This window comes from Ensifer sp. WSM1721 (assembly GCF_000513895.2).
Classification (GTDB): domain Bacteria; phylum Pseudomonadota; class Alphaproteobacteria; order Rhizobiales; family Rhizobiaceae; genus Sinorhizobium.
In genome coordinates, this window is record NZ_CP165782.1 from 1,951,603 (window position 1) to 1,969,519 (window position 17,917).

Annotated in this window: 17 protein-coding genes; 9 read left to right on the top strand and 8 right to left on the bottom strand. The window is 62.6% G+C overall.

The features are described from left to right. Nucleotides 1–61: 61 nt before the first annotated feature. Complete coding sequence (locus tag M728_RS09605; RefSeq protein WP_026621342.1) at nucleotides 62–964, top strand: LysR family transcriptional regulator; 903 nt, start codon at nucleotides 62–64, stop codon at nucleotides 962–964. A gap of 27 nt (nucleotides 965–991) precedes the next feature. Here the strand turns inward: M728_RS09605 and M728_RS09610 are convergent, their stop codons facing one another. Continuing rightward, on the bottom strand, nucleotides 992–1,807 hold the full coding sequence (locus tag M728_RS09610; RefSeq protein WP_026621343.1) for a class I SAM-dependent methyltransferase: 816 nt from the start codon (nucleotides 1,805–1,807) through the stop codon (nucleotides 992–994). Nucleotides 1,808–2,053: 246 nt separating this feature from the next. Beyond that, nucleotides 2,054–2,962 (bottom strand): SDR family oxidoreductase, encoded by a 909-nt coding sequence (locus tag M728_RS09615; RefSeq protein WP_026621344.1) that lies wholly within the window; start codon nucleotides 2,960–2,962, stop codon nucleotides 2,054–2,056. 82 nt (nucleotides 2,963–3,044) lie between these two features. Here M728_RS09615 and M728_RS09620 point away from each other — a divergent pair, with 82 nt between their 5' ends. From M728_RS09620 to M728_RS09630, 3 genes are all read left to right on the top strand, one after another. Further along, complete coding sequence (locus tag M728_RS09620; RefSeq protein ID WP_026621345.1) at nucleotides 3,045–3,620, top strand: TetR/AcrR family transcriptional regulator; 576 nt, start codon at nucleotides 3,045–3,047, stop codon at nucleotides 3,618–3,620. A 107-nt stretch (nucleotides 3,621–3,727) separates the two neighbouring features. Further along, nucleotides 3,728–4,402, top strand: a complete 675-nt coding sequence (locus M728_RS09625) for a glutathione S-transferase family protein (RefSeq protein ID WP_026621346.1) — start codon at nucleotides 3,728–3,730, stop codon at nucleotides 4,400–4,402. A gap of 87 nt (nucleotides 4,403–4,489) precedes the next feature. Continuing rightward, nucleotides 4,490–5,539, top strand: a complete 1,050-nt coding sequence (locus M728_RS09630) for an aldo/keto reductase (RefSeq protein ID WP_026621347.1) — start codon at nucleotides 4,490–4,492, stop codon at nucleotides 5,537–5,539. Nucleotides 5,540–5,704: 165 nt separating this feature from the next. On the opposite strand, the gene M728_RS09635 is transcribed toward M728_RS09630, so the two are convergent. The 3 genes from M728_RS09635 to M728_RS09645 all read right to left on the bottom strand — a co-directional run bounded on the left by M728_RS09635 (nucleotide 5,705) and on the right by M728_RS09645 (nucleotide 10,049). Beyond that, the gene (locus M728_RS09635; protein WP_026621348.1) at nucleotides 5,705–7,687 is read right to left on the bottom strand and encodes an acyltransferase family protein; all 1,983 of its coding nucleotides are present in this window, start codon (nucleotides 7,685–7,687) and stop codon (nucleotides 5,705–5,707) included. A 267-nt stretch (nucleotides 7,688–7,954) separates the two neighbouring features. Further along, nucleotides 7,955–9,181, bottom strand: coding sequence for a PLP-dependent aminotransferase family protein (locus M728_RS09640; protein WP_026621349.1), 1,227 nt, complete (start codon nucleotides 9,179–9,181; stop codon nucleotides 7,955–7,957). Between the two features lie 160 nt (nucleotides 9,182–9,341). Beyond that, nucleotides 9,342–10,049: a DUF930 domain-containing protein gene (locus tag M728_RS09645; protein WP_034883817.1), complete on the bottom strand. Its 708-nt coding sequence runs from the start codon at nucleotides 10,047–10,049 to the stop codon at nucleotides 9,342–9,344. 385 nt (nucleotides 10,050–10,434) lie between these two features. On the opposite strand from M728_RS09645, the gene M728_RS09650 reads away from it, so the two are divergent. Beyond that, nucleotides 10,435–10,752, top strand: a complete 318-nt coding sequence (locus M728_RS09650) for a hypothetical protein (protein ID WP_198023395.1) — start codon at nucleotides 10,435–10,437, stop codon at nucleotides 10,750–10,752. Between the two features lie 303 nt (nucleotides 10,753–11,055). Here M728_RS09650 and M728_RS09655 read toward each other — a convergent pair whose 3' ends face one another. After that, nucleotides 11,056–11,988 carry an adenylate/guanylate cyclase domain-containing protein gene (locus M728_RS09655; RefSeq protein WP_026621352.1) on the bottom strand — a complete coding sequence of 311 codons (933 nt, stop codon included), beginning with the start codon at nucleotides 11,986–11,988 and terminating at the stop codon, nucleotides 11,056–11,058. Nucleotides 11,989–12,188: 200 nt separating this feature from the next. Here M728_RS09655 and M728_RS09660 point away from each other — a divergent pair, with 200 nt between their 5' ends. From M728_RS09660 to M728_RS09670, 3 genes are all read left to right on the top strand, one after another. Beyond that, the gene (locus tag M728_RS09660) at nucleotides 12,189–12,797 is read left to right on the top strand and encodes a bifunctional 2-polyprenyl-6-hydroxyphenol methylase/3-demethylubiquinol 3-O-methyltransferase UbiG (protein WP_026621353.1); all 609 of its coding nucleotides are present in this window, start codon (nucleotides 12,189–12,191) and stop codon (nucleotides 12,795–12,797) included. 111 nt (nucleotides 12,798–12,908) lie between these two features. After that, nucleotides 12,909–13,880 carry an aldo/keto reductase gene (locus M728_RS09665; protein ID WP_026621354.1) on the top strand — a complete coding sequence of 324 codons (972 nt, stop codon included), beginning with the start codon at nucleotides 12,909–12,911 and terminating at the stop codon, nucleotides 13,878–13,880. 81 nt (nucleotides 13,881–13,961) lie between these two features. Then, on the top strand, nucleotides 13,962–14,216 hold the full coding sequence (locus M728_RS09670) for a hypothetical protein (protein WP_026621355.1): 255 nt from the start codon (nucleotides 13,962–13,964) through the stop codon (nucleotides 14,214–14,216). Nucleotides 14,217–14,425: 209 nt separating this feature from the next. On the opposite strand, the gene ilvC is transcribed toward M728_RS09670, so the two are convergent. Further along, complete coding sequence (gene ilvC, locus M728_RS09675; RefSeq protein WP_026621356.1) at nucleotides 14,426–15,445, bottom strand: ketol-acid reductoisomerase; 1,020 nt, start codon at nucleotides 15,443–15,445, stop codon at nucleotides 14,426–14,428. Nucleotides 15,446–15,605: 160 nt separating this feature from the next. Next, a complete protein-coding gene (locus tag M728_RS09680; protein WP_026621357.1) occupies nucleotides 15,606–16,253 on the bottom strand; it encodes a TetR/AcrR family transcriptional regulator C-terminal domain-containing protein in 648 nt (215 codons plus the stop codon). Between the two features lie 401 nt (nucleotides 16,254–16,654). Between M728_RS09680 and macA the strand changes: the two genes are divergently transcribed. Further along, nucleotides 16,655–17,917, top strand: a complete 1,263-nt coding sequence (macA, locus tag M728_RS09685) for a macrolide transporter subunit MacA (RefSeq protein WP_026621358.1) — start codon at nucleotides 16,655–16,657, stop codon at nucleotides 17,915–17,917.

Below are 17,917 nucleotides of genomic sequence, written 5' to 3' on the forward strand. Positions count from 1 at the left end.
TCGCCACGCAGAAGAACTACGCCTTTGCTGATACTGAATGAAGTGATATGATTTCAGCATTATGCTGAATGAAATCGATCTCTCCCGCGCCGACCTCAACCTGCTGGTGCTCTTCGAGACGGTGCTTGACGAGGGAAATGTCGGCCGCGCCGCCGAAAGACTGAACCTTTCCGCCTCCGCCGTCAGCCACGGCCTCGGCCGCTTGCGGCGGCTGCTCAACGATCCGCTCTTCCTGAAGACGCCGAAGGGCGTGGTGCCGACAGAGCGCGCAAAGGAACTGGCGGCGCCGATCGGCGATATCCTCGCGCGGGTGAGAAGCGTCATCTCCACCGCCGAACCTTTCGATCCGGCGCGCTCCCGCCGCCGCTTCACGATCGGCACGGCCGATGGCTTCTCGGTCTTCCTGCCGCCGCTGCTCGACGAGATCGCCCGCAACGCGCCGGGCATCGACCTCGTCGTGCGGCACATGCAGATGGAAACGGCGCTTTCGGATCTCGACGGGCGGCTGATCGACTTGGCGATCGCGCCTTTTTACGAGCTGCCGGCCCGCTTCGCCGCGCAAATGCTTTACGAGGAGGAGTTCGTGGTCGCGGCGCGGAGCGGTCATTCCTTCCTGAAAGAGCCAACGATCGAGAACTATTGCCGCATGCAGCACCTGCTCGTCGCACCGAGAGGCGATCCCTCGGGCGTCGTCGACGAGTTGCTCGAAAGCCGCGGCCTTTCCCGCCGCGTAGCCTTGGCGGTGCCGAATTTCATGCTGGCGCTCGATCTCCTTACCAAGACTGAGCTCGTCTGCGTCCTGCCGAAGCGCTTCGTCGAGATGCATGCGGAGCGCTACGCGGTCGCCACCGCAAAGCTGCCGCTGGACCTCGGCGTGTCAAGCATCAAGGCGGCCGTGCCGAAGGCGGCGCTCATGGACGCCGGTCTCGTCTGGCTGCTCGATGTGCTCGGGCGGACCGGCTAGCAATAACGCCCTTGCCGGAAAAGCCGATCAGCGCTCCGCCTCTACGACAAGCGCCCTTATGCGCCGCCCCTCTATCGTCTCTCCACCAAACTGCTGCCTCAGCGCCTCCGCCACGGCCTCCGTCGCTGCCGCCAGCCCCGAGGGATCGCGCTCCTCGATCTCGCTTCGAAGCGGGTTGCCCTGGCAGAAAGCCGTCGCCGCGTCCTGCACCGTAATAGCGCCCGCTCTTTTCTCCAGCGTCTCAATCTTGATGTCGCGAAAACCCGCGGCTTCGAGGTCGGCGCGGATCCTCTCCGGGTCGGCATAGCCGTGCGGCACGCGGGCGAGGAAACGCGGCGGGTTCTCCGGATATCGTGCCGCCAGCGCCTCGGTCACCGCGTGCGCCATCTCGTTCGCTTCGACCCGATCCCAGACATTGAAGAGGAAATGCCCGCCGGGCTTAAGCACGCGACGGGTCGCGCGGTAAGCCGTCACCCGGTCGGGGAAGAACATCACGCCGAACTGGCAGAAAACGACATCGAAGCTCTCGTCGTCGAAAGGCAGTTCCATCGCGTCCGCCTGCTGCCAGACGATCCGCTCGTCGTCGTGCTGCCTGGCATGGGCGACATCCAGCATCGGCTGGTTGAGGTCGGTCACGACGAGCTGAGCTTCGACTCCGAGCTTGGGCGCCAGCGCCCGGGTGACGACGCCGGTGCCGGCGGCGATTTCGAGCAGATCGAGCGGTTTCAGCCGCGCCACCCGCTCGGCCAGATCGGCCGCATAGGGCTCGAAGATCAGCGGCACCAGCCGCCGCTCGTAGAGCTCGGGTATGCCGCCGGCAAAAAGCTTGTCCTTTTCCGCCATGTTCCCCTCCCGTGTCGGCGAGCCGCGCCTCCCGGCGGCCCTCACGGAAGCATCATACGTCTTTGCGCGGCCTTTCCGAAGCCGCCGTCAATGCGCGTTGAAAAGTGCCACGTCTTCAGGTGTTGGGATCGTTTCTGAACGTTCAGTGCCTGCCTCATCCTGCGTCAGCTTTAACTGCCCTGCCTCTTACCGATTTCGTTCGTGTATCTGTGGCGACGCGCACACCATCGCCAAGCGTGGAGGCGCTCACCGGTATCCCGTCGCATCGGCTGGCTTGCCCGCCTCCATCACCTCGTCCATGTAGCGCCAGCAATCCGGGCGCGAGCCGTCGAGGTCGGTGAAGCCGTAGACCTGCGCCAATCCGCCGCTCGAAAGCGACTGGCCGTTGAAGCGGGTCTTGTCCGGATCGGCGGCGAGTGCCGCGACCGCACGGCCGACGAAGCGCGGGGACTCGGAGATGACGAAATGCGGCTGATGCTTTGTCGCGTCACGCCAGTTCTCCTCCGTCACGCCGAAGGCTTCGAGCATCATTTCGGAGCGAAGCCAGCCTGGGGTCAGCGAAACCGCGGTGGCGCCATGCGGCGCGAGGTCCTTCGCATGCGTCCAGGCCATGCGGTTGGCCGAGACCTTGGCGAGATCGTAGAAGGGCGAGAGCCGGTAGTGATCGGCATTGTATTTCGCCGTGCCGTCGGTCACCTCGACAAGCAGCCCGCCCGGCCGTTCGATCAAAAGCGACAGCGCGTAATGCGCGGTGATCAGATGCGTGTCGATCGCGAGCCGCAGGATCCTGAGGCCGTTTTCGAGATTGTGTTCCCAGACCGGCTTGTTCCACTCGAAGAGCTTCTCCCCGCCCCAGATGTCGTTGACGAGGATGTCGAGCCGCCCCTGCTCAAGGCGGATGCGCTCGACGAGCGCCCTCACCGCCTCGGTTTCAAGATGATCGACCTGCACCGCGATGCCCTTGCCGCCCGCCGCGGTCGCAAGCTCCGCCGTCTCCTCGATCGTCTCCGGCCGCTGATATTCCGATTGTTGCTCACGCGTCGTCCGTCCCGTGACATAGACCGTAGCCCCCGCAGCGCCGAGTTCGATCGCGATGCCGCGGCCCGCGCCGCGTGTTGCGCCTGCGACGAGCGCCACCTTGCCTTCAAGCGACATATCGTCCTCCCTGAGATTTCCTCTGGCCTTCATTGGCACAGGTATATATAAACGTTTATTCGGTTATAAATAGAGGTCCAAAATGCCTCGCCCGAAAACACTGCCCAATGAAGACGTGCTCGATGCCGCACTCACCATCATGCGCAACGAGGGCCCGGATGCGTTGACCTTCGCAGCGCTTTCCGCCGCCTGCGGGCTTTCCGCCTCGACTTTGGTGCAGCGCTTCGAGACAAAGACGCGTCTCGTACAGGCGGCCCTTCTCCAAGCATGGGACCGGCTTGATAGGCTGACGGCAGAGCTTGCAGCAAAGGCGCCGAAGACCCCCGAGGGCGCCATCGCCCTGCTCGTCGGCCTCTCCGGCGACTACGGCGCCGTCGAGAGCTACGCCGACGACCTCCTGATTTTGCGCGAGGACCTGCGCGACCCGGCTTTGCGCGCCCGCGGCGCCGCCTGGCGCGACGTGCTCTCCGCCGCTCTGGAGGAATGCTTCGAAGGCGTGCCCGCCGCCCCCGCCGGCATCGGCCTGATGATGGCCGCCCAATGGCAGGGGGCGCTTCTCTGGTGGAGCTTTGACCCGCGCATGCCGGTCACCGATTTCGTGAAGATAAGCCTCGAACGCTTCGTGGCGGCATTTACGGAACCTGCCGTCGATAGTTGAACGCTAGCAAAGGAACCGAACGCCAAAAAGCTCCCTTCCCCACGTCTGCCGCGCTATAGTTATATTGTTCCAACGGTTTAATACCGAGCCCCTCCAAGGACTGTCGCATGGCGCTGACACTTTACCTCCATCCGCTCGCATCCTTCTGCCACAAGGTGCTGATCGCGCTCTACGAGAATGCGACGCCTTTCGAGGCTCAGATCGTGGATCTTGGCGATCCGGCGGAGCATGCCCGCTATCTGGAGGTCTGGCCGGTCGGCAAGATCCCCGTCCTGCACGACAGCACCCGCGACAGGACGGTGCCGGAAACCTCGATCATCATCGAATATCTCGACCGGCATTATCCCGGCAAAGTGCCGCTGATCCCGCGCGACGATGATGAGGCGCTCGAAGCGCGGCTCTGGGACCGGTTCTTCGACCTTTACGTTCAGGTGCCGATGCAGAAGATCGTCACGAACACGCTGCGCGCCTCCGGCGAGAACGATCGCCGCGGCGTCGCCGATGCGCAGGCGTCGCTCGCCATCGCCTATGATCTCGCCGAACGGCATTTCAAGGAGCGGCTCTATGCGGTCGGCGAGAGCTTCTCGATCGCCGACTGTGCCGCCGCCCCCGCCCTCTTCTATGCCGGCATCGTCGCGCCCTTCGACGGCACGCACCCCCATCTCTCCGCCTATTTCGAGCGCCTGCTTCAGCGCCCGTCCTTCCAGCGCGTGCTCGACGAGGCGCGGCCCTATTTTCCGCTGTTTCCCTACAAGGATGCGATGCCGGCGCGCTTTCTCTGATTGTCGGCGATACGCGCCCTGGTGGCTTGCTTTCGCGCCTCTGCCCGTTACCTTGTCCTGCGACCAACCCACGCAAGGAGCGAGACAATGGAATATCGTCAGCTCGGCCGCTCCGGCCTCAATATCTCGACCGTCACCATGGGCACGATGACGATCGGCGGTGGCGGAAAATTCGTCCAGGTCGGCGATGTCGGGGTCGCGGATGCCCGCCGCTATGTCGATCTCTGCCTCGATGCGGGCGTCAACCTGATCGACACGGCCGATATCTATTCGACCGGCAGCTGCGAGGAGATCATCGGCGAGGTGCTCGGCGGCAAGCGCAAGAACGGCGTCCTAATCGCCACCAAGGCGCGCTTCTCCATGGGACCGGGTCCGAACGACGGCGGCCTTTCGCGCCACCACCTGATCAACGCCTGCGAAGCGAGTCTCAGGCGGCTGAAAACCGACGTCATCGACCTTTACCAGGTGCACGAATGGGACGGCCAGACGCCGCTTGAGGAGACGATGGAAGCGCTCGATACGCTCGTGCGCCAGGGCAAGGTGCGCTATATCGGCTGCTCCAACTATTCCGGCTGGCACATCATGAAAGCGCTCGGCATCAGCGCGCTCGAACACCGCCAGCGCTTCGTCAGCCAGCAGATCCATTACACGCTGGAGGCGCGCGAGGCCGAGTACGAGCTGATCCCGATCTCGATCGACCAGGGTCTCGGCATCCTCGTCTGGAGCCCGCTAGCCGGCGGGCTTCTCTCCGGCAAGCACCGGCGCGGCCAAGCGCCGGAAGGCACGCGTCAGCTCGCCGGCTGGAACGAGCCGCCGATCCGCGACGAGGAGCGGCTCTGGAAGATCGTCGACATGCTGGTGGCGATCGCCGCCGAGCGCAACGTTTCCGCCGCGCAAGTGGCCCTTGCCTGGCTGATCGGCCGCAAGGCGGTCACCTCCGTCATCATCGGCGGGCGGACGGACGCCCAGTTCCGCGACAATCTCGCCGCAGCCAACCTCAAGCTTACCGACGAGGAACGCGAACTTCTGGACGCCGTCAGCCTGCCGCCGGTCCTCTACCCCTACTGGCACCAGCTCTGGACCGCCAAGGACCGCCTCGGAGAAGCGGATCTATCGTTGCTCGGGCCGCATGTTTGAGCGGAGCGACAGGTCGCGCTCCGAGGCTAACTGCACGTCTCCAACGGAGCGATCAGGGACTCACCCCCCTCTCTGCCCTGCCGGGCATGGGGGAGATGCCGGCAGGACAGAGGGGGGTGAACGACGCCCGCACTGTTCAGAGCCTGTGGCAAGCCACCGGAAGCCTCACCGCCGCACCGCACCGACTTCTTCAAAGATCGCTCGCTCCAGACGCGGTGCAAGCGACTCCGCATAGGCGGTCGCGATGTGATGGCGGTCGCGGAAGGTCAATTGACCGCCGATCAGCGCCGGGCAAGTGGTCCGGTTGCAGAACAGGTCGAGGAGATCGACATATTCGGCCTTCGGCTCCTGCGAGACGACCTTCCTTTCCGCCGCGGGGATCGTCTCCTCCACCGCCTCATCGCGCGGCGTATCGCAGACATTGGGGTCTCGCTGCTGCCAGCGGGCGCGCGCCACGCATTTGTCCAGATAGGATTTGTGAAGCGGCCCGTCACGAAGCACCACGACCTCGCTGCCGGTGCTTTCCAGCCTCTCGACCGACCGCCTCATTCCCGCCTCCCAGTCCTTCACTTCCACCTGGTGATCAGAAGTGTGATTGATGTCGTTTTTGACGTAGCTCGAGGAATATTGCGAAAGGATGACGACGTCCGGACGTAATGAGGCGATCTCTCGAAATGAAATATCCCGCCACCTGTCGCACTCGTCGTACTTCCGCATCAGCACTCCGTTCCACGTCGAGACGCTTACGGCCGGGCAGGACGACTTCAGATAAGTGACGAGGCGCCAGCCGTTGTTCTCGGCAATCTTCTTGAGCGGCGTCGACCAGTGATCCGCATGGGAATCGCCGAAGAGAACGACGGTCTTTTTAGGATTGGCCGCCCCGAATTTACACGCCTTCGGCTGCACCTCCTCTCTTTCGAGAACGCATGCGGAATCGAATTCGCGCGCCGCCGATTTTCGCTCGGCGCTTTGCAGGATCACGCGCTGCTCGGCATCGATACCATAGCTCGCCACCGCGGCACTGCCATAGGCCAAGGTCGCGCCTGTTCCGGTGAGCAGGGTCGCGAAGGCGAGCGAGCGGCTCGTCTTCGCCGCCAGCCAGCCATTATGGCGAATGGGATCCTCGATGAAGCGATAGCTGAAGAGCGAAAGTCCGAACGTCACTGCGAGGCATAGCAGCCGGTCGACGATCGTCAGTTCGGGCTCGAGGATGCCGGCATAGACGATCACCGGCCAATGCCAGAGATAGAGGGAATAGGAGAGTTTGCCGATCCATTGGAGCGGCTGCAGCGCGAGTATCGACTTCGGCCCGGCACCCCCATGCGCGCCGCTCAAAAGCACGAACACCGTTCCGAGAACCGGCAGCAGCGCGACCGAACCAGGAAAGGGAATCTCCTCGGTCACCGTCAGATAAGCCGTTGCAATCGACAGCAACCCGAGCCAGCCAAGCACAGGCGAAAAGCGAAAGCGCCTCGCCCATTCCTGCACCAGTGCCGTCGACGCAAGGCCGCCGAAGGCGAATTCCCATGCTCTAAGAGGCGAGAAATAAAAGGCCCAGGGCTGGGATATGGCAGTCATACGCCAGCAAAGCGCGAAGGAAGTGACAGCGACGAGAGCGAGAAGGACGAAGACGCCACCCTTCCCCGGCCGAAACTTCGCGAGCAGCAGAAGGAGTGCGGGCCAGACAAGATAGAACTGCTCCTCGACCGAAAGCGACCAGAAGTGGATGAACGGGTTGCTGGTCGCATCGGGGGCGAAGTAGTCGACGGTCCAACGGATCAGCCACAGATTGATCATATAGGCGGAAGCGAACAGCGATCCCTTGGAATAGAACTGTTGTTCGGATGGCGCGAGGACGAAATAGCCGAAGATGAGCGTCACCAGGATGACGAAGAACGCGGCCGGAAGCAGACGTCGAGCGCGCCGCGCATAAAAGCGCCAAAGATCGACGGTGCCGCTCTTCGCGATTTCCTGCTGCAGGTGCCGCGTTATCAGAAATCCAGAAATGACGAAGAAGATATCGACGCCGACAAACCCACCCGGCAGGTCCGTCATCCCGAAGTGAAAGGCGATGACACCGCACACGGCCAAAGCGCGCAGGCCTTCGATGTCCGGACGAAAGCTTGCCGAGGCTGCCTGTAGACTCATACCACCGATGCCCTGTCCCTTGGTCGCCCCCTGCTGATGCCTCAGTAGGCGGGAGGCAAAGTTCCATGATGCATCGCAACAGCCTCGCTGCGACGCGGCACAACGGGGCGTGATCCTGTTCGACAATGTGGCGTCAATAAGGGCCGGCCACTCCCGCTCGTCATCGACGCGCAGAGGTCAGCAAAGAAATCCGTGCAAAAGCAACGCCTTAGGCCGCAGCGAAGCGCGGCAAAAGGTTTTTGGCCGTCTATGGTGAAGACTGCCCGATCAGGCGGCCTGTGCCGCCTTGCCGCGAATCAGGTCCGCAAGCCGGCGAATACCGTCGTCGATCATCTTGTCGTTGGCGCAGGAGAAGCTCAAGCGCAGCGTGTTTTCTCCGGAGCCGTCGGCGAAGAAGGCGCGGCCGGGAACAAAAGCGACCTTTGCCGTCTGGATCGACCTCGCCAGAAGCTCGGCACCGTCGGTACCCTTGGGTAGCGTCACCCAGATGAACATGCCGCCTTCCGGCTTCGTCCAGGTAACGCCGGCGGGCATGTATTTCTCGAGCGCGACGAGCATGGCGTCGCGGCGGTGCTTGTAGGCCTTGTGGATCTTTGCAACCTGCCCCTCGAAACCGCGTTCGGCAACGGTTGAGATCGCCATCTGGTTGATCGTCGAGGAGTGGAGGTCGGCCGCCTGTTTCATCAGCACGAGTTTGCGGATCACCGGCTCGGCGGCGCAGATCCAGCCGACGCGAAGCCCCGGCGCGAGCGTCTTGGAAAAACTGCCGCAATAGATCGTGCGGGCGCTGTTGATGTCGCCCTTGCGTGCGATTTCGAGTGCCAAGATTGGCGGAATCGCTTCGCCGTCGTAGCGCAGCGACTGGTAGGCCGCATCCTCGATGACGGCGATGCCGAGTTCCTCGGCAAGGTCTAGCACGCGCTCGCGGCCGGCCCGGTCCACCGTCTCCCCCGTCGGGTTCGCGAAATCGGCCGAGAGATAGGCGAACTTGACGCTTCCGCCTGCCGCTGCGGCGGCCTGGGCGTAGGCGGCCGGCGTGCGATTGCCGGCGGGGTTCAGTTGATCGTAGGTCGGCTCGTAGGCATTGAAGGCCTGTAGTGCGCCGAGATAGGTCGGCCAGGTGACGAGCGCCGTATCCTTCGGCGAAAGAAACAGCTTGCCGAGATAATCGAGCCCCTGCTGCGAACCGGAGGTGATGAAGATATTGTCGACGGTTGCCGGAATGCCGAGCGCCGCCATCTCGTTGGCAAGCCACTGACGCAGCGGGCGATAGCCCTCGCTTACCGAATATTGCAGGGCGGCGCTGACGGCCGGACCACCGAAAATCTCGGCGTAGGCCTCCCTGAACGCCTCGTCGGGGAAAAGCTCCGGATCGGGAATGCCACCGGCAAAGGAGATGATGTCCGGACGGTCGAGCAGCTTCAAGAGCTCACGGATCTCCGAAGCCTTCATCCTCGTCGCGCGCGTGGCAAAAATGCTTTCCCAATTCAGCATGGGGTCCTCCCGTTTTGCGGAGGTCGGAGATGATCACAGCGCGCAATTTAAGTCAACATTCCTGACCTATCTTGGGAGAGCTTTTGCAACCGGTGTAGTGGACGAAACGGCGCAACACGCACGGCCCACCGATGTCGCTCGTCCGTTTCACCGCCACTTTTCAGGGCTGGTCGATCCGCCCATCATCCACGCTCAGCGCGTGCGCTTCCCACTCGTTCCGAGGAATCTCCTTACCGACGGAGAATTCGAACGCGGCGACAGTCGTTGCATCAGGAGCTACCTCGCACCGGAAGCTGATGTTGTACCAGTTTCGACTGCTTCGAAAGGCGCCGCCATCGACGCGAAGAACGTGCCCCGAAAGAACCGGGTCGGCCATCGCATAGGCCACCAGAAAGTCGGGCTGAAATGCGACGTTCCAGCGATGCACCTGCTCCATCGCCTCGATGTTGCAAAGCTGGATAATGCGTTCGCCGGCGGCGAGTTGCCGCAATGCTTCACGGGCGCCTTTGCTGCGAGGATCAGCCAATGTCTTCGCCGAAAATAACTCCGTCGCCCGGATCGGGGCCCCGGTTTCGGCGGGTGCCGGCCGTAGCGGCTCTGGCTCCCGCTCGGCTCCTTCCGTGTCCGGCTGCGTCGTCTGAGGGTTTACAGATCCGTCGCGCTCCTTGGATGCAGCGGACGGGTTCATGGCCTTCGCCCGCTCGGGAAAGAGAAGCTCGACCGGTATGGCATCCTCTCGCGGCGTCGCCAGCGGGCGCAAAAGCGGAAGGCGCAACAGCGAAATACCCACGATCACATGCAGGGCGAGCGCTGCAAGCAGGCCCCACCGGATTGTCTTGCCATATTGCGGATGCGTCGCTTTCGACATTGGTCAGGAGTCGCTCGGATGCCCGCCCCATGCATGTCGCCCAATGAAATTCGGTTACATCCGGCGTGCTTCGAGGTGTACCTGCATGAGTTGCATAGGCGCGCATCCGCAACAAGCCCGAAGTTCATGACAAGCCGCTGTCCCCGGAACAGGCGGGGTCAAGACAAGCCAAGAGATCACATTCCCGGTGGAAACAACAAAGGTGCGGCCGGATCAGATCCGGTCAGAAGAATTAGGCCGAACAGCCTCGCCCGTCAGGCTTCACCCTCGAAATAGCTGCATGCCAGCAGGAAACAGATCGCAGCGAGAATCAGAAAATCGAAGAGAGCGAAGTGCTGCAGAATAGTCGTCATAGCGCCTCCTCCTCACAACAGCATATCAGAGCATGAAATCACCTTTGCATAAAGAAAATTCAGAGAATACGCGCGAAAAACAAAACCTTACGTGCTGTACTTACCGCAATGCAGGAGAAAATACTGCAGTGCACAAAGAAAAGACCATGGACATGGATATCCCGGGCTTTGTCGGATGCAAATTGTCGGGAGACAGCACTGGTCAACCGGTCTTGCCGTGCAGCGTCGTGGCGCGGTTCTTAGCCCGGCTGAACGGATTTCACGCTGCCGCTGCTATCGACGATGCAAGTGAACTTGCGCCCGCCGGCATCGAGATCGATGCTGTAGTTTGTCGCATCGATCTGCCGTGAACCCGTCGGCAGGACCCTGGCGCCTCCGGCCTGGGCGACCACGGCATTGGCGCACATGAGCTGCAGGTCTGCGGGCACCGTCTGCAGGCTAGTGGGGCCCGCGTTCTGCGGCTCCGGCGCCGATTGGCAGCCGCCGAGAAACAAGGCCAGTGCGCAGGATAGAATTGGACGCCTTCCCAACTTGCTCACCGACAAAACCTCGCCCTCCAATGTAGCCGTTTTCGCTCCGCATCTTCGCACATCCGCCGGACGGCCCGCCATCCGCCCCTCCCACGCAGGTTTGCGCGCTTGCGGATCCGGAAGTCAACGGCTGGTGGTGCCGCGGACAATCCATCGTATCGCCGCTGCGATCGCGATACCAAAGAGAGGCCAGATCGCCCAGAACGTCCCCTCCCAGGAGAGGAGATTGACCGCGATGACGGTCAAACCGGCGGTCCCCAGCAAGGCAAGCACACCGTCCACAGCCCTCGTCTTGCGGACCCAAAGCAATATCGCAACCAAGGCGAAGGCCAGCAGCGGCCAACGGGCCCAGAACACGCCCTCCCAGGAGAGAAGGTTAAAGACGACGATCCCCGCCGCGATGACCGCGAGCACGCCGAAGACGCGGTGGTCTGCTCGTCCGGAAGGCTCGTCGGATGCCGGAGCGCGATCGGCGGAAGCCCCCCGCCGGCCCCATTCGCCGATGCGCTCCGTCGGCGGGGCTTGATCCTCGACCGTGCCGATCCGGACCGCATAGCCTTGCACTCCGCCTTCGATGTTCTTCACCTCGAGCCGGCCCAGGAACTCGAAGCCAACGGCCACCTTGTTGCGAACCTGGTCGTAGACCGTGCTCGATATCACGATGCCGCCAGCGGGCGCGGAAGCCTGCAGGCGCGCCGCGATGTTGACGCCGTCGCCATAGATGTCGTTGCCTTCCGCAATGACATCACCCAAGTTGATGCCGATGCGGAAAAGCATCCGCGCATCGCTCTGCCGCTCGGCATTCAGGCCCGCCAATTCGGTCTGAACGTCGATCGCAGCGCGCACCGCCTCGACCACGCTTGGGAACTCGGCAATCAGCCCGTCCCCCCAGGTATTGACCACGCGGCCCTCATGGGCCTCGATCAGACGCGCCATCGCATCCCGGTAGCGCTTCAAGGTTGCAAGCGTCCCCTCCTCGTCCGCCCCCATCAGGCGCGAATAGTCCTGGACATCGGCACAGAAAATGGTCGTCAGCTTGCGATGCGTGTCTGTCATCGCGTTTCGTCCTCGTGCGGCAATGTCATTTCGTCAATCGTATCCGCTTTGCGTCCAGCATACAGAGTGGTAGCTGTTACGGCGAGCCCGCTAACGGCGAGCCGAGACATGCCACGCGCTCACCCGTGCCGATGCAGGCGCACGGTCCTCCACGATCTCGCCTGCTGCGTTGACGGCGAGCGTCTCACAAGAGGATCGCCATGACCGCAACCGATGACAGCACCATCGGCTTCTACCGGGACAATGCCGCAGCCTACGCGAACCGCGAGCGCAAGCTGCCAACGGCACGGCTCGAAAACTTCCTTGCCAGGCTGAGGCCCGGCGCCTCGGTCCTGGAGCTCGGCTGCGGCGGCGGACAGGATAGCGCCTACATGATCGCCCAGGGCTTCGAGGTGACGGCGACGGACGCCTCGCCGGAACTGGCGGCCGAGGCCGAGCGCCTGCTCAATCGAAAGGTCGCAATTCTCCGGTTTCAAGAGCTGTCCTGGCATGAAGCCTTCGATGGCATCTGGGCGGAGGCCTGCCTGCTGCATGTGCCGCGCGCTGACCTCGCCGACGTGCTCGCCCGCGTTCTTCGTGCGCTCAAGGGCGGCGGCCTTCTTCAGGCCAGTTTCAAGGCCGGAACGGGAGAGGGTCGGGACGATCTCGGCCGCTATTACAACTATCCGTCGCGCGACTGGCTCACGCAGCGCTTCGAGGAGACGGGTTGGGCAGAGGTCGAAATAACGCAAGTGGACGGTGGCGGTTACGACGGCAAGCCGACGCGTTGGCTGCATGTGTCGGCCGCAAAGCCAGTGCGCGGGGAATGACGCAAAGCAGCTCCGGCTGCCCTGCCTGTACGCCCGTTGACTGCTCGAGGTTGGGGCCTAGGTAACCGGGATCCCATCACCGGCCCACTGTCCAACATCTGCGAGGAACCCATGCATTACAGAACTCTCGGCCGCACCGGCCTTCGCATCTCCGAAATCGGCTACGGCGCCTGGGGCATCGGCAATAGCGGTTGGCGCGGCGCGAGCGACGAGGAGTCCGCCCGCGCGCTTAACCGGGCGATCGACCTGGGGCTGAACTTCATTGATACGGCGCTTGGCTACGGCGAAGGCCACAGCGAAAGGCTGATCGGAAAATTGCTGCGCGAGCGCTCCGAGACGATCCATGTCGCGACCAAGATTCCGCCCAAGAACCGGCAATGGCCCGCTCGCGCGGGCACTCCGGTTGAAGATGGCTTTCCCGCCGAGCACGTCATCGCTTGCACCGAGACAAGCCTGCGCAACCTCGGCGTCGAGGCGATCGACGTGCAGCAATTTCACGTCTGGTCGGACGAATGGGTCGGACGTGGCGACTGGCTGCAGGCGGTCGAGCGGCTGAAACGCGACGGCAAGATTCGCTTCTTCGGCGTGTCGATCAATGATTACGAGCCGGACAATGCGCTGAAGCTGATCGAAAGCGGCGTGGTCGACAGCGTGCAAGTGATCTATAACGTCTTCGAACAAACTCCCGAAGAGCGCCTGTTCCCCGCCTGCGAGCGCCACAATGTCGGCGCGATCGTTCGCGTGGCGCTCGATGAGGGCGGCCTCACGGGGCAGATCCGCGGCGACACCGTCTTTCCCGAGGGCGACTTCCGGCAGAACTACTTCCGCGGCGAACGAAAACGGGAGGTCGAAGAACGCGCGCGGAAAATCGTCCAGGATCTGGCGATCGCTCCCGACGCGCTCGCCGAAACGGCGCTCCGCTTCGTCCTTAGCCATCCCGCCGTCTCGACGGTCATCCCCGGCATGCGCTCGGTCCGCAATGTCGAGCGAAACTGCGCGATCGGCGATGGACACGGGTTGCCGCAGGAATGGCGCGAGAAGCTGCGGGCGCATCGTTGGCCGCGCAACTTCTACCGCGACTGATTTGCTCCTCGACGGAACCGAAGCGCCCGCTGGCGGTTTGGCCCCGTGTATCGCACGAAGCGATAATACTGGAGGTTACACATGTTGAAGAAAATGTTCGCTGCGGCTGCAATTTCCGCGGTTTGCGTTTCCCCCGCCTTCGCACAGGCCGATCTCATTTGTGACCAGGCGGGCATGACGAAGCTCGAAACCGACGTAAGCCAGATCACCGACTCGGGAAAGAAGGAGATGGCGCAGAAAGAGCTCGCCATGGCCAAGGAAGCGTTGGCGGCTAATGATCAGGAGAAGTGCAAGAGCCATATGGCCAATGCCATGAAGGGTCAGGATCCGATGTGATCACTACTGCATGTTTCCTTATATCGTACCCGATTTAAGGACAAAAACATGCAGCAATTCAAAGTGCTACAGCGTCCTTTGTGCGTCTGAAAAGACGCACGGCGCTGTAGGCTGCGGCGCTGGCTATCATTCGTCGCTGCGCCGCCCAGCCGTAGAAATGGAAAAGCCGGAGCTTGGGGCTCCGGCTTTCGTTTCTCTGTCGATTGGCTTTAGTTCTTCGCCTTGTCGACCAGCTTGTTCTTGCCGATCCAGGGCATCATGCCGCGCAGCTTGGCGCCGACTTCCTCGATCTGGTGGGCGTCGTTGACGCGGCGAATGCCCTTGAAGCGGGCAGCACCCGAGCGGTATTCCTGCATCCATTCCGAGGTGAACTTGCCGGTCTGAATGTCCTTCAGAACGCGCTTCATCTCGGCCTTGGTTTCTTCCGTGATGATCCGCGGCCCGGTGACGTATTCGCCCCACTCGGCCGTGTTGGAGATCGAGTAGTTCATGTTGGCAATGCCGCCTTCATAGATCAGGTCGACGATCAGCTTCACTTCGTGCAGGCACTCGAAATAGGCCATTTCCGGGGCGTAGCCGGCCTCGACCAGCGTCTCGAAGCCGGCGCGGATGAGCTCGACCAGACCGCCGCAGAGGACGACCTGCTCGCCGAAGAGGTCGGTTTCGCACTCTTCCTTGAAGTTGGTTTCGATGATGCCCGAGCGGCCGCCGCCAACGCCGCAGGCGTAGGAGAGCGCTAGATCGAGCGCGTTGCCGGAAGCGTCCTGATGAACGGCGACGAGGCACGGAACGCCACCGCCCTTCTGGTACTCGCCGCGAACCGTGTGGCCCGGGCCCTTCGGCGCGATCATCACGACGTCGACGGAAGCCTTCGGCTCGATCAGGCCGAAATGGACGTTAAGGCCATGGGCAAAGGCAATCGCTGCGCCGTCGCGGATGTTGTCCGCGATCTCGTTCTTGTAGAGGTCGGCCTGAAGTTCGTCCGGCGTCGCCATCATGATGAGGTCGGCCCACTTGGCGGCTTCCGCGACCGAGAGAACCGAAAGACCGTCGGCCTCGACCTTGGCGGCCGTCGCCGAGCCAGGCTTCAGTGCAATGCGGATTTCCTTGGCGCCGGAATCCTTGAGGTTCAGCGCATGGGCACGGCCCTGGCTGCCATAGCCGACGATGGCGACCTTCTTGGACTTGATGAGGTTGAGATCGGCATCACGATCGTAATAGACGCGCATCGAATTTTCCTTCCCTTTGCTGTCTGTTTCCCTACTGCACGTCTCCTTAAATCGACCTCGATTTAAGGACAGGCATGCAGCAACTCAAAGTGCTACAGCGATCTTTGCGCGTCTGATAGGACGCGCGGCGCTGTAGTGGCAACCCACAACGGGACCGCCGTTAGCCTTTCGTGCCATAGAGCGTGAGGAAGGCATCGACCGCCCTCTCCGCCCTGCGGCTGAAATCCTTCTTCATGTCCCCCGGCGCCTCACCGAGCAGCATGCGCAAGTGCCAGTCCGAGACGACGAGACCATAGAGCGCACCATAGGCCTCCTCCGCATCACCGAAGGCGAGAAGCCCCGCCTTGCGGCCGGCTTCAAGCAGCGCCCCTGCCCGGCGGCCGATCTGCCGGCGCCCGCGCTCCTGCAACAGATGGCCGAGCTTCGAGCCCTCGCGGCTCGCCTGGCCGATCGCCAGCCGGTTGAGCGCGAGCGAGACGTCACCCGCCAGCACCTCCAGGAGGTCCTTGGCAAAGGCGACAAGATGCGCCCTGAGGCTAGCTGCGTCCAGCGTCTCGGGCGAAACCTCGAGTGTTCTGACCTTGCTCGCCTGAAAGGCGATCATTGCCGAAAGCAGCCCGTCGCGATCGCCGAACCACTTGTAGAGGCTCTCCTTGGAGCAATTGGCGGCGCGCGCGACCCCGGCGGTCGTCAGCGCCTTCTCGCCGCCGTCGACGAGCAGGCGCAACGCCTGTTCGAGCACGACCGCCTGACGCTCCGTCAGACCGCTCTCGCCCCCCGTCTCCTTTATCGCTCCAACGCCTTGCACTTCGCCGCCGCTCCATCAGTACCGTACGGTACGGTTCCCATTCTTCTAGTGCGGCGACAAAACTGCGTCAAGGTGTTTCTGGGAGCGGAGAAGATTTTCGCAAAGGGTGACGCGACAAATTCACATGAAGTGGCGCGGACGCCCTCTTGCGCCGGACCCAAGGTCGTCCCTTAGAAAGGGTTCGCGAAGGAGACGAAGTTCAGCGGCATCTATCTCAGACCGCTTCTGTAAGCGGCCTCCGCTAAACCGCTGGCGCAAATGCCTATTCGCCCTGCGTTATTTCCGCTTGGCCAAGCCTTGCCTACATTACAAAAATATAATGATCTCAATGCTTTTCGCGGTCTGCGTTCATCTATATTCTTGATGCAGCGATGCCGACCGAGGCAAACAGGCTGATACCCATGCGAAAGCTAGCTAAGAGGGAAGACGCGACGGCGCGCGATGCGGCGCCCAATGTGACCGTCATTCCGGCCTCCGCCCCACCGCTCCGTCGCAAGCGCCGGTCGCGCCTCTGGATCGCCGCGCCGGTTCTCATCGCCGCCCTCGGCGCGAGCTATTATGCTTGGAGCCGGTACGACTCGCAGCCGGCCGCCACGATGATCACCCAGACGGTCACGCACGGAGATATCGAGGACAGCGTCACCGCCGTCGGCACGCTCGACGCGATCAAATCGGTTGATGTCGGCGCGCAGGTGTCCGGTCAGTTAAAGTCGCTGCATGTCGAGATCGGCGAAAAGGTCGAGGTGAACCAGCTCATCGCCGAGATCGATCCTGCTTCGATCGAGAACAGGATCGAGATCGACCAGGCGGAACTCGCCTATCTCGAGGCACAACTCGTCTCCAAGAAGGCCCAGCTCGTGCTGAAGGCGGCCAATATCGAGCGCCAGCGCAGCCTGGTCGCAACCAACAGCGTCTCGCAATCGACCCTCGATCAGGCGGTCGCCGACTACACGGCCGCCCAGGCGGACGTTCATGCGATCGAGGCGCAGATCCGTAAGCAGAAGGCGACGCTCGCAGGCGACAAGGTCGCTCTCGGCTATACGAAGATCTATGCACCGATGGCGGGCACGATCGTGGCGAATCCCGCCAAGGAAGGCCAGACGCTCAACGCCAACCAGACGGCGCCGACGATCGTCACCATTGCCGATCTTTCGACGATGACGGTGAAGGCCCAGGTCTCCGAAGCCGATGTCGGCAAGCTGAAGATCGGCATGGACGCCTATTTCACCCTGCTCGGCCAGCCGGGAAGGCGCTTCCCCGGCAAGCTGCGGCAGATCGAGCCTATGCCGGACACGGAGAACAACGTCATCCTCTACTACGCGCTCTTCGATGTGCCCAACCCGAAGAGTGAGCTCATGATGTCAATGAGCGCGCAGGCCTTCTTCGTCAAAGCCACCGCCACGGACGCGCTCGTCGTGCCAAACGCAGCGGTCCGCATGAATGGCGGGTCTATTGACAAGCCGGCACTGGCGCACGTGACGGTCGTCACCCCGTCGGGTGCCACCGAGACGCGCGACGTTGAGGTGGGCATTCGCAATCGTGTCAGTGCCGAGATCATCAGCGGGCTCAAGGAAGGCGAAAAGGTGGTCGTCGACACGGCGTCCTCCGCGAACGCTCGGAACACGAGCTTGCGGCGCGGCATGCGCATGCTGCGGCTGTTTTGA